This window comes from Endozoicomonas atrinae (assembly GCF_001647025.1).
Classification (GTDB): Bacteria; Pseudomonadota; Gammaproteobacteria; order Pseudomonadales; family Endozoicomonadaceae; genus Endozoicomonas; species Endozoicomonas atrinae.
Genome location: NZ_LUKQ02000057.1, coordinates 17,599 through 29,570, shown reverse-complemented (window position 1 = coordinate 29,570; position 11,972 = coordinate 17,599). Strand labels below are relative to the sequence as shown.

9 protein-coding genes are annotated in these 11,972 nt (G+C 47.0%); 1 reads left to right on the top strand and 8 read right to left on the bottom strand.

All coding sequences use genetic code 11. The features are described from left to right. Positions 1–261 precede the first annotated feature (261 nt). The 4 genes from AK963_RS10405 to pgi all read right to left on the bottom strand — a co-directional run bounded on the left by AK963_RS10405 (position 262) and on the right by pgi (position 6,607). Positions 262–2,592, bottom strand: coding sequence for a hypothetical protein (locus AK963_RS10405; RefSeq protein ID WP_066015384.1), 2,331 nt, complete (start codon positions 2,590–2,592; stop codon positions 262–264). Between the two features lie 410 nt (positions 2,593–3,002). Then, positions 3,003–4,007, bottom strand: a complete 1,005-nt coding sequence (gene add / locus AK963_RS10400; RefSeq protein WP_066015383.1) for an adenosine deaminase — start codon at positions 4,005–4,007, stop codon at positions 3,003–3,005. 189 nt (positions 4,008–4,196) lie between these two features. Then, positions 4,197–4,661, bottom strand: coding sequence for a hypothetical protein (locus tag AK963_RS10395; RefSeq protein ID WP_066015382.1), 465 nt, complete (start codon positions 4,659–4,661; stop codon positions 4,197–4,199). A 293-nt stretch (positions 4,662–4,954) separates the two neighbouring features. Then, entirely contained in the window at positions 4,955–6,607 is a 1,653-nt protein-coding gene (pgi, locus tag AK963_RS10390; protein WP_066015381.1) for a glucose-6-phosphate isomerase, read from the bottom strand. Positions 6,608–6,712: 105 nt separating this feature from the next. Here pgi and AK963_RS10385 point away from each other — a divergent pair, with 105 nt between their 5' ends. Next, a complete protein-coding gene (locus AK963_RS10385; protein WP_139117347.1) occupies positions 6,713–8,110 on the top strand; it encodes an ankyrin repeat domain-containing protein in 1,398 nt (465 codons plus the stop codon). Positions 8,111–8,147: 37 nt separating this feature from the next. On the opposite strand, the gene panC is transcribed toward AK963_RS10385, so the two are convergent. The 4 genes from panC to pcnB form a co-directional block, all read right to left on the bottom strand. Then, positions 8,148–8,999, bottom strand: a complete 852-nt coding sequence (gene panC / locus AK963_RS10380) for a pantoate--beta-alanine ligase (RefSeq protein ID WP_066015379.1) — start codon at positions 8,997–8,999, stop codon at positions 8,148–8,150. Positions 9,000–9,015: 16 nt separating this feature from the next. Next, entirely contained in the window at positions 9,016–9,810 is a 795-nt protein-coding gene (gene panB / locus AK963_RS10375) for a 3-methyl-2-oxobutanoate hydroxymethyltransferase (protein WP_066015378.1), read from the bottom strand. 112 nt (positions 9,811–9,922) lie between these two features. Continuing rightward, complete coding sequence (gene folK, locus AK963_RS10370) at positions 9,923–10,423, bottom strand: 2-amino-4-hydroxy-6-hydroxymethyldihydropteridine diphosphokinase (protein WP_066015377.1); 501 nt, start codon at positions 10,421–10,423, stop codon at positions 9,923–9,925. Then, positions 10,423–11,868, bottom strand: coding sequence for a polynucleotide adenylyltransferase PcnB (gene pcnB / locus AK963_RS10365; RefSeq protein ID WP_083232571.1), 1,446 nt, complete (start codon positions 11,866–11,868; stop codon positions 10,423–10,425). The genes folK and pcnB overlap by 1 nt, the downstream gene beginning before the upstream one ends. Between the last annotated feature and the right edge of the window lie 104 nt (positions 11,869–11,972).

The window sequence follows — 11,972 nt, the reverse complement described above, 5'->3', positions numbered from 1 at the left end:
ATAACCCAGATGCTCTTCCAATTCAGCGGCCATAACACGTTCAACAGTCGCCTTAATAAGTAAACGGCTGAAGTCGGCAAGATCATCCTGAGTTTTAATCTGACTGGCTATTTGATCTACCAGTTTTCGTTGATTTCAACGCTCATTGTTATTCTCCATTTTGGAGTATTAACGACAAGCGTTTACACAATTTAAATTACATTCCCATAGCACACACCGGCTGGCTACAGAATATGCCAACCAGTAGAGGCCATGCATTAATCAAACGGTTTTCAACCCATTGGCATAAGCCTGCATTTCTGCTCCCAGCTGTTTGATCAGTGGATCATCATTATCTTTGGTAATCTCCAGGACGGATACCTCAATAAAACTGGCCACTTGCATTGTTGCCGCCCTTGTTTGCTGACAGGCGTTAAGAATGTTACTCACTATACCCAGAGTATTCGTTCTTTGTTCCTGAAGGTGACCCGTGAACAGCTGGTTGTACCACTTTGGTGAGGCGCCGTGTTCAAGTGAAGCCATGGCTTTAACAAGCGCTTCCGGAATATCAAAATTATTGATCACAGTCTGAGCTGTACCGGGCTTCTCTATCTGGGTCTGAGCTTCAAGAAACAAGCTGATGAGCTTGCTGGACTGGTCGTTTGTCAGAAACCTCTCCCTGAGTGCATTGATAATGTGTGCCCTGCATTGGGCAATTGATTGCTGTGCCTGAGCATTTATCTGTGACTGAGCATTGATTATCTGCAGCTCAGTATCAATGTCTTTCAATAGGGCATCTTGCCTGTTATCTGAGCAAGCCAGTGTTTCAGTCAATTGTTTGCTGAATTTGGAGAGAGTCTCAGAGTGTTCAGGCTGGCTGCTTTTGCATTGTTTGTTAGTATTTTCTCCCTGCTTCCGGATTAACTCTACCGTCTTATGATATTCAGAATACTTTGTGAGCACCGAGTGCGTTAACTGCTTATGAGTCTGACTGGGTTCAGAAGGGCGGTAACTGGTGATTTCAGAAGTCAGCTTGTCCGGTATTATTGTTATGAGGAAGTCAAAAGCATCAGCTCCCGAGACCAGACTCTCCAGCTGCTGTTCGTCTCCAATAGTTTTGAACTCCTCAATCATTCCTGCAAGACGAGCCTCTTCTCCAGTTTTCTGTCGCGAAAGCATCTGGAGTAATGCATGAGTCTCATGAGGTTTATTAACCACATTGAGTGTTTTTTTCAGGTGGGTGGGAGAGGTGAATATCTGGCCATATGCATTGATAAACTGCTGATCAAAAACCTTATCTCCAGCATTTTCTTTAAACTGGCACAGTAGCTGCCCAACATCTTTAAATTTATTCAATACCGCTTTCTGTGTTAACGGCGTGGGGCCATCCAAAAGAAGCTTACGGCACAGCAAGTTTAACAAATGGTATCTGCTATCTCTCTGGTCAGGCGTTAGCTCTGTTAAAAGCTGCCAGACTTCACCAGGCAATTTTTTATCAAATGAAGCCAGTTTGCAAATTGCCTTATCTATTTGAATCAATGCCTCCAGGGAAAGCTCAGGCTTATTGGAGGATGAAACACTTCCAAGCAGCGCAATGGCATCCTGGCATGCTTTACAGGCCTTATCTGGGTTCATTGACAACAGTTCGCACTTCTGTTCAGCCACTGACAAAAATGGGCTGAGAGAAGCGTAGTTCTGATATTCCGATTCCACGTAACGGATAATAGACTGGATGGTTCTCTTCTCTGCCTCTTGACTGGCTGTATCGAGTGTTATTGCCAGTACTTTGAGCTGCTTTGATATTAAATCTTCTGCTGAATACTCCTGCTTCCGGCTCTTATGATGTGTCACGGGTGTAATACTGGCAGGTTCAGCCTTAATCGTGGATAGTGGCCTATCAGAAGGGCTTGCCATATTATGCAAAGATGCTGAAGCCCCTGTTTTCTGTACTTGTTGCTGCAGCTCAGCAGCTTCCCGCTCCAGACGTTGACCCAACTGTTTTTGGAGTAACTGTGCTGGCTTTAATGGTTTAGTATGTTTAATTAGGCGACTTTTGGCGTCCTTCAACACTTTCTCAACTTTCGCCAACTCATCTACTGCCGACTTTTGAAGCTGATCGACAGACTCTTCTTCAGATTTTTTCCGTGTTGACGTGAGTGCTTTTTCGAGGTTTTTTATATTCTCCAAGGGTGGCATTAACCCCCGAATCATGAGAGCTGAGATTTCTGAGGAGTGCCGGTATAAAAAGCGATCATCCATCAACAGGCTCTGGATCCTCTGGTTATAGCAGGTCATCAGCTCATGAGCCTGTTTGTAAAGCTCTGACAGGCTTTTCTTGAGTTCAATCTTGTCGCTGATAGAAACAGCATTCAGTGCATTGATATCAGAAAAAAGCCTATGCTCTATGGCGTTAGAGTCATGCTCCCAAGGATCAGCGGGATATTCAGTGGGTTTCAGTCCCCCTTTACCAGAAGGCTCTGCAACAACTTGCCCTTTGAGTTTACGGAGGTCTGTAACTTGCTCAGATGAAGCGTTACCCTCAGGATGGAATGAGCCATTAATATTGAAAAGCGCTTCACTGCTTAAATCTTTTTTGATTTGCTCTGAATCCATGACCTGTATCCTTTCCTTACCTTCAGGTGTTTAACCTCTATTTGCCACGAAAATGTCGTTTCTGACCTTTGATATCATTTTCATACTGGAGTGAATGGTGTTCTGCTTGAACAAAGCCACTCATGTCTATTTACTGATAATTACTCGGCAGAATAGCTGGATGCTGGATAACGGCTCGTCGGAAAGGGGGGGCCTGAGCAAAACTATTTGGCTATTTTTTTATACTGATTCTCGTTGAATAAAGCCTCTGTTCACTTCTCATCAACATAGAAACGGGCTCAAACCGGACTTATTCTCGCTACGGGGTCGCCCAGATGGTCAGTTAAGTCCGGCTGGCTACTGGAGCAGGCGTCTTTGTCAATCCTGCCCCTTGAATAAAGGCTGCCAGAAGGCTGTCCGAGAACAGCTGCTTAGGTACGATCGTTTGCCTTGGCTCTCAACGCGCCTTTCTCTTCACCCGATAAAAAAGCGATACTCAAGCCATTTTCCTGTGCCTGGCGGATATCATCCTGAGTCAACCCGGCAGCAGGAGCAGCAACCTCGTATTCATGAGGAAGCTCAATACCCTCCACTGCTGGATCGTCAGTATTGATGGTGGCCATCACGCCATGATCCAGAAACTGCTTGAGAGGATGGCTCTGAATATCGGGGAAGGTATTCGTCTGGATATTCGATGTCAGACAGGACTCAATACCGATTTTGTGTTCTGCCAGATAATCCATCAGCTCAGGATCATAGATAGCTTTTACCCCATGGCCTATCCGGGTAGCACCCAGTTCCTTGATTGCCTGCCACATACTTTCGGGACCAGCGGCTTCTCCGGCATGAACGGTAATTTGCAGGCCAGCATCACGAACCTGGCGAAAATGGTCGACAAACAGCTCTCCGGGTTTACCCAGCTCATCACCTGCAAGATCAATCGCAATCAGCTTGTCTTTGAAAGCAAGGCAGGCATCCAGCTCTTTCTGACAGGCTTCCTGCCCAAAAGTACGGCTTAGAATACCGATCAGATTTGTTGCTACACCGAAGTCGCGACTACCGGCCGTAACTCCATCAATGACGGCTTCAACAACACCTTCAGGATCAAGGCCGTGTGTCATGGCCATATACCATGGGCTGAACCGAAGCTCTGTATAATCAATACGGGCGTTCATCGCATCTTCTACATTTTCATACGCTATTCGGCGGCAATCATCGTAGTCAGCAAGTACTTTGACACCCCAGTCCAGCTTGCTTAAAAAGCTGACCAGATCAGGTTCCTGGCTGATGACACGAACATGGGGAATCAGATCTGTCAGATTGTCTGCAGGTAGCTGAAGGTTGTTCTTCCTGCCCAGATCAAGAATGGTTGCTGGTCGAATATTTCCATCCAGGTGGCGGTGGATATCCGTCAGTGGGATTGATGGTGTAATCATGGCGTTGTACTTATTTCTATCATCAAAGGGTGAATGGATGCCATGATACCTGATTTTTAGAAAGGATTGTTTTACACAGAGAATTGGATAGCCATCTTGCTATTGTGGAAAATAGCGGATGACCAACATTGATCACCCGCAGGAAGAAATACTCTTAACCCAATCCACTCCTGATCATTACGTCATAGGTTATGAAGCGTTGCTGAATATATCTTCATAGCTAGGGGGGGAACTTGTATCCCGTTCCTGTTTATAGGTCGGAACTTCTGCAGGAGTATACAATGGTGGAAATTCGCCCTGTTCATTTGGCCTCACGAACCCATCCAAGTTGTATTCAGAGTGAGCTGTTAGTGCTACGACACTGTATGTAGGCGGATGTTCTGAGCCATCCCTTGGAATGATATTTGTTTGGGGGTTAGCTAACTGCTGGATGTACCGTAAACATTCCGACCTGGCTTCTCTTGCAAAATAAGAATTGGGGTAGTCTGTGGCCAGACGTACAGTTTGATCCGTGATGGCTACCTTATATTTACCACGCCATCCTTTGATACCAGCACCAAATGCTTTGAATGCCTTGCAGAGCGGCATGGATTTTGAGTCACTATGCCACTTATAAGAACAGGCAGCTTTGAAGTGTACAGATATATCAGCCATGAGATTCTTCCTTGAATTTCAATGAGTTAATTATAAATTTTATGGATAAGTTATTCTTGGGTCACATGTAATCGAAAAGAGATTAATTGCATGTAATTACTAATTAGGACTGATTATTTGCAACTTAGTTCCAATTTTTCTGAAGGGTTCGCACAAATATTACGAGATCTGGTCAATCTGGAAGTTAAGAGAAAAAACAATAACTTATTTAAAAACAGATACTTAAATAGTTTTACCGGCAATAGAAAAAAGAGGTATCCGAAATCATATTATTCCGGACACCTAACAAGGTTTTAGCGATTAAATTGCTTAAAACGCTTGATCAGACCATTGGTTGAGCTGTCCTGATCGGTAGTTTCCTCTTGGGAGCGAATTTTCTCGATCAGGCGATCACCCAGCACCTTTCCAAGCTCAACACCCCATTGATCAAAAGAGTTAATCTGCCAGATAGTGCCTTGTACGAAGACTTTATGCTCATACATGGCAATCAGGGCGCCGGTGGTTTCCGGTGTGATCTTCTCAGGAATAATCATACTGTTAGGACGGTTTCCCGGAATCACTTTGTGAGGCGCCAGACGTTCCACCTCGTCAGAGCTCATACCGGAAGCCGTGAGTTCATCCCGAACTTCTTCAAGTGTTTTTCCCTGCATCATAGCCTGACTCTGGGCCAATGCATTGGTAAACAGCCATGGGTGCTGTTCACCAATCGGATTATGGGTTGTGGCTGGCGCGATAAAGTCCACTGGAATTAACCGTGTACCCTGGTGCAGAAGCTGATGATATGCGTGTTGATCATTAGTGCCCGTGCCTCCCCAGATCACTGACCCGGTCTGGTATGGAACGGTGCTGCCATCTTCACGGGTACGCTTACCGTTACTTTCCATATCTACCTGCTGCAGGTGGCCCGGAAGATCTCGCAGAAAGTAGTCATATGAGATGACTGCATGAGATTCCGCACCCATGAAGTTCTGATACCAGACACCCAGCAGACCGGCAATCACCGGCAAGTTTTCTGCCAGAGGGGCTGAGCAGAAGTGCTGGTCCATGGCTTCGGCACCTTTCAACAGGCGCTCGAAGTTGTCGTAGCCTACAACCATGGAAATCAACAGGCCAATGCTGGACCAGAGCGAGTAGCGACCGCCTACCCAGTCCCACAGCGGAAGCGTGTTTTCCTGAGCGATACCAAACTGGTCAATGGCTTTCAAGTTGGTAGAGATCGCCATAAAGTGCTTACGAATGTCCTGCTCGGCACAGCCTTTTCCAATCATCCAGGCTCTGGCTGCCTGAGCATTCTGCAGGGTTTCCAACGTACCAAAAGACTTGGAAGCAACGATAAACAGTGTAGTTTCCGGGTCAACTTTACGGAGAACTTCAGACAACTCGTTCGGGTCAATATTCGCCACAAAGTGGTGTTCAAAACCCTTAACGTGGTATGGAGTCATGGCATTAATAGCGGTTTTGAGTCCCAGATAAGAACCACCAATACCGATATTGACGATGTGCTTGATCGGTTTGCCGGTATGACCCAGCCACTGGCCAGAGTGGACCTGCTCAGTCATGGCCTTCATACGGGCACGGGTATCACGGATCATTGGCATGATGTCTTCACCATCCACCATCACCGGAGCATTACCAAAGCTTCTCAGGGCGGTATGAAGGACCGCACGCTTTTCCGTGTAATTGATCTTTTCACCGGCAAACATGGCTTCTCGAGCATGAGTCAGGTTCGCCTGCTCAGCCAGGTTAACCAGGGATGCCAGTACATCGTCGTTAATCAGATGCTTTGAGTAATCAAGAAACAGGCCTGCCGCTTCAAGGCTGTAGCGATCAAACCGGTTGGGGTCTTCAGCAAACAGGTTACGCAGGTGGGTATTCGCCATTTGCTGCTGAAGGGCAGCCAGATCTTTGGATGCGGGCAGGTGATCCAGAGCAGTAGAGTTACTCACTGTCTTGCCTCATTAGGTAAGGGTGGAAGGTAGGCTGGATAAGCGAGATGGAAAATATACCTTAATTGCAGAAGCAGTGAAAATAGTTAGCACGATTCAATCTTTGTGTTTATTTTTTATGACTATCTTTCTTTTTTACCTTGTTGGTATTTGTTTCTCTTTGTTGTTTTTAATGTGTTTTTTCCGTTATTTAAAATAGAAGGTAGATTTTTTATGGAACCAGCCAACCCTATATCTAGCACGGGGCTCACAATTGTATCGAATAAAGTAGAGGTACAGCGCCCTTCGGGAAATGGAAGAGTCCAGATCATTAGTGACAGCCATGTTGAAAGCAGACTACCTTCAGGTTTTGAGGATGCGGGAATTTTTGCAACAGCTGATTTGAACAGAGGATATAAATCCTGTCGTGTCATTAAACCTGATCTTTCTCTTTTACATGAAGTGTCTGGCAAGCCCTCCGAACCTGCAAAGCAGCCCGAATGGATTGATAGTTTAATCAAATTTGATACTCGAGATGATGGAGCAATTATTCCTTCCAGAGAGCCGGATTTTTTAAGGCACCTAGCAGAAGCCTGTCAAGAACGGGAATGTATTAATAAAGGGGAACCGTGGCTTTTTCACCACCCTCCTATTCATATGGCTATCCGGGGTGGCCAGTACAAACTTGCCGCACTCGCTATCACCAATGGGGCAGATGTAAATCTCACCTGTTACACAGGTCAGGCACCATTGCATTTGCTTGCTGAGCGCGGAGATATGGAACTTTTGAACCAATTCCTAAGCGTTGTTGATCATATGAAGATGGATATAGACATGGAGACAAAAGACTCGGATGGAAAAACCCCTCTTATGATTGCCACTATACGTGAGCATCATCAATATGCTCTTTCTTTAATTTCATATGGAGCCAGCATCAACGCACTGGATAATCATGGTCAGAATGTACTGAGTTTTGCCATTCTATCGCGGTCATCTAATACGGAAAAAGATGAGCTAACTGAACTTATGTCTACTCTCATCAGTGAAATGAATATAGAGAGTCTCTCATCACATGATGAGAGGGGACAAACGGTGATGCACTTGGCTGCAGAAAACAACGAATTTGAAGTTGTCGAAGGGCTTATAGACAGAGAAATCAATGTTAATGTCAGATCGGAGAGTGGCTCTCTACCTCTTATGCTGGCTGTTAAAGAAGATGCCTGGCACTCAGTCGTTATGCTTGTTGATGCTGGGTCAGAGGGCATTAATGATCTTCTTGATCTCGATAATGATGAACTTACCCCACTCACCAAGGCTGTTTTGAAAGGTGAGCGAGATACTTTGGAGGCAATGGCAGCCAGTAGGCATCTGGACTTGGACAAAGATATTGGGAAAGGAAAAACACATCGCCAGTTACTGGATGAATGCTGCAAGGAACTGAGTGAACGCCGGGGGAAATTGGAACAGCAAAGCCTTACTGCAAAAGAGGTTTATAGCATCTTAGGTATTAATGAGAGTGAATAACGGGGGCGTTTATTCCCCCGCAGCCGGGTAAAAATGCTTACCGGTTGAAGTAGATGTTATCAATCAACCGTGCTTTGCCGAGGTAGCCAGCAGCAAGAATGACCAGTGCCTGTTCATTATGCGTCGCTGGAAGCAATGTTTCCGGGTTACAGATATTAAAGTAGTCTGGCTTAAACCCAGCCTGAGCCATTTTGGCAAACGCATTTCTACGCAGCAGGTCAAAGTCGGTCTCACCAGCCTGAATAGCCTCTCTGGCTTCAGTCAGGCAGAGATACAGAGTAGGTGCTATTTCACCACGCTCTTCCGGTGTCAGATACCCATTGCGTGAACTCATCGCCAGTCCAGTCGGTTCTCGGGCAATAGGTGCGCCGAGAATTTCAACCGGCATCACCATGTCTTTCACCATTTTGCGAATGATGGTCAGCTGCTGGAAATCTTTCTCACCAAATACTGAGATATCCGGACGAACAATGTTGAACAGTTTGGTGACGACCGTTGCAATACCACGGAAAAAACCTGGCCGGGTGTTACCACAGTGCATACCATCAAGCACATCGACACTCACATGCGTGTGGTTTTCACTGCCTTCAGGATAGATTTCATTGGTGCTGGCTGCGTAGAGCAAGTCAACTCCGTGATCCATCAGAAGTTGCTGGTCCTGCTCCATGGTACGCGGATAGGAATCGTAGTCTTCGTTGGGACCAAATTGCAGAGGATTGACATAAATACTCACCACAACGAAGTCGCAGCTTTCTTTCGCTTTCTCCACCAGTGTCAGGTGCCCACCGTGAAGATTCCCCATGGTCGGTACAAAGCCAATACGTAACCCTTCAGACTTTCGGGCACCAACGATATCCTGAACTTCAGCAATAGAGTGTACAGTTTGCATGATGGATACTATCCGTTTATTCGAATCCGTGTTCTGAGCCTGGGAATGTGCCGCTCTTTACTTCTTTAACATAGGCTGCAACAGCATCCTGCGCAGAACCACCTTCAGCCATGAAGTTTTTCACAAACTTGGGCTTGCGTCCGGCTGTCATATTGAGCATGTCGTATATCACCAGTACCTGGCCATCCGTGTCAGCACCAGCACCAATACCAATAACCGGAATCTGAACTGCACGGGTAATTTCTCTGGCAAGTACAGATGGTACGCATTCAAGTACCAATATGGCGGCACCAGCCTTTTCCAGCTGGATGGCTGCTTCAATCATGGCATTTGCGCGGGCTTCATCCCTTCCCTGGACTTTGTAACCGCCCAGAACATGTACTGACTGTGGTGTCAGACCAAGATGGACGCAGGAAGGGATACCCTGCTCACGCAGGCGGGTAACGATGGGGGCCAGCCAGGCTTCACCTTCCAGCTTGACGACTTCAGCACCAGCCTGCATAAGGCGAGTTGCGTTGGTCAGTGCCTGCTGTTCATTGGTGTAGGAAGCAAAAGGCAGGTCCGCCATTAACAGGGAGTCACCCGCTTTCATACTGACACAGCGGGTGTGATAACACATGTCGTCTACAGTAACGGGAACCGTACTGGTTTGTCCCTGACAGACATTGCCAAGGGAGTCACCAACCAGTATCACTTCAACACCCTGACTGCTGGCCAGGTGAGCCTGAGTGGAGTCGTAGGCAGTCAGACTGGTGAATTTCTCACCCGTTTTTTTCATCTCGGACAGGATACTTAGGGTGACTTTAGCCATGGGTAAAGACCTTGATTAGTTGCTGCCGCGGATTATACGAGAAGTGTGAATGCTTGTCAGTTAAGGGCTTGGCGCAATGCTCAAGCTGCCACGTTTTCAGAACCTGGGCGTTTCAAATCCATGGGTAACTTTCTGCAATGACATTCAGCCCCTGATAGCCCAGTTTATCCACCATAACTTGCAATGCAGTTCCATCTGGAAGTTCAAGTTCAGGCGCAACATCCAGCAAAGGACAAAGCACAAAGTTGCGAACATGCATCTGGTAGTGAGGGATGGTCAGTCGTTCTGATTCAACGGTCTGATCACCAAAGAGAATGATGTCCAGATCCAGAGTCCTGGGTCCCCAGCGTACAGAGCGAACACGGCCATGAGCGTTTTCTATAGACTGCAGGGCATCCAGTAATTGAATGGGTTCTAATGTTGTATTAACCGCAACAACCGCATTGCAGTAATCTGGCTGGCCCGGAGGGCCAACAGGATCACTTCGGTAGAGCCTGGAACAGGCAGAAACGGCTATATGCGGGGCACTGTCAATATTATCGACGGCTCTTTGCAGCTGGAGCTCTGGCTGCTCAAGATTGCTGCCCAATGCCACATAAGCGGTTTCTGCCATCAGGATTCTCCAGACTGGTTGTTGTTAGATGAAGTGTCATCAGAACGTGGTTTCCGTCTGCGCCGCCGGCGTTTATGTCCCTGTTTTTTCTGGCCTCCATGGCTGGAAAGCGACTTGATCATGGCATAACGACCATGCTCGTCTAACTCCTGAATTTCAGTCCACCATTGTCCTGCAGCAGACAGGTTTTCTCCGGATTGTTCCCGGAGCACCAGGAAGTCATAAGCCGCACGGAATTTAGGGTGCTCCAATAATGACTCGATCAGTTTTGGTTGTCTGCGTTCAAGTCGAATTTGCAGATCCCAGATATCACGCACCATCATCGAGAAACGGCGGGGAATGGCCGTATGACTGCACTGGTTTGCAATGACAGTCATGGATGCCTGCTGGAATGCCGGAACAGGAGGCATTCCCTGATCCATAAGCTCTCTGGCCATTCGCCTCATGGGAGCCCATAAAAGAGCGGCGAAAAGAAATGCCGGTGTAACCGGACGGTTCTGTCTGACTCGCTTGTCGGTACTTTTCAATGATTCAACAATCAGGTTACCAGCATGTCTGTCCTGCTCTTTCAAACAGTGCTCTGTTGCTGGAAAAAGTGGGCCGAACAACTGGTACTCCCGGAGTAGTTCAAAAGTACGAACTCCCTGACCAGACTGAAGCAGCTTCAGAACCTCATCAAACAATCGTGCGGCTGGAATATCACGCAACAGGTGTCCTAGCTCTCGAATGGGTTGCTCTGTTTCCGGAGCCATATTGAAGTTGAGTTTGGCAGCAAACCGTATTGCCCTGAGCATTCGAACCGGGTCTTCATGGTAACGGGTAACCGGGTCTCCAATCAGTCGCAGGGTCCCCGTGCGAATGTCATCAACACCATTGCAGAAATCAACAACACTGAAGTCGCGCCCATCGTAGTAAAGGGCGTTAACCGTGAAATCCCTGCGTATGGCATCATCTTCCATCGTGCCATAAACATTATCCCTGAGAATTCTTCCGGACTCAGAGTGACGGGACTTTTCCTGACCGTGATGCTGCTCATGGTTTGCACGGAAGGTTGCGACTTCAATCATTTCACGACCGAAGAGAACATGAACCAGCTTGAAGCGTCGGCCAATCAATCTGGAGTTACGAAACAGCCTGCGGACTTCTTCCGGGCTGGCATTGGTCGCAACATCGAAGTCTTTAGGATGAAGGTTAAGATAGAGATCCCGGATACACCCACCCACCAGATAAGCTTCATAGCCCTGGCTGTTCAGACGGTTAATAACCTTCAGCGCATTATCGTTGATGTGACGGCGGGAAACCGGATGTTTATCCCGGGGGATAATGGTTTTCTGAGGATCAACAATGGGCTTGTGGCGATTTGACTGATTTCTGTTACGCATGAGCCAGAAAATAAGTGTGCCTCCAAGCACCAGGACAGCAATTGCTGTTATATAACTGTACATTCCGGTGCCTGGCATCATAGGTTTTGCAGGGATTGTGTAAAAGGTTGCATAGATAAAGTGGATTACCGTGATTGTCTGTGACTCTTGACCTAAAGGCTAGGACC

Excerpts from the sequence above, each read along its gene's own strand:
- pcnB (WP_083232571.1), bottom strand. The coding sequence starts at position 11,868 with ATGTACAGTTATATAACAGCAATTGCTGTCCTGGTGCTTGGAGGCACA.
- add (WP_066015383.1), bottom strand. The coding sequence starts at position 4,007 with ATGATTACACCATCAATCCCACTGACGGATATCCACCGCCACCTGGAT.
- AK963_RS10395 (WP_066015382.1), bottom strand. The coding sequence starts at position 4,661 with ATGGCTGATATATCTGTACACTTCAAAGCTGCCTGTTCTTATAAGTGG.
- panB (WP_066015378.1), bottom strand. The coding sequence starts at position 9,810 with ATGGCTAAAGTCACCCTAAGTATCCTGTCCGAGATGAAAAAAACGGGT.
- AK963_RS10405 (WP_066015384.1), bottom strand. The coding sequence starts at position 2,592 with ATGGATTCAGAGCAAATCAAAAAAGATTTAAGCAGTGAAGCGCTTTTC.
- folK (WP_066015377.1), bottom strand. The coding sequence starts at position 10,423 with ATGGCAGAAACCGCTTATGTGGCATTGGGCAGCAATCTTGAGCAGCCA.
- panC (WP_066015379.1), bottom strand. The coding sequence starts at position 8,999 with ATGCAAACTGTACACTCTATTGCTGAAGTTCAGGATATCGTTGGTGCC.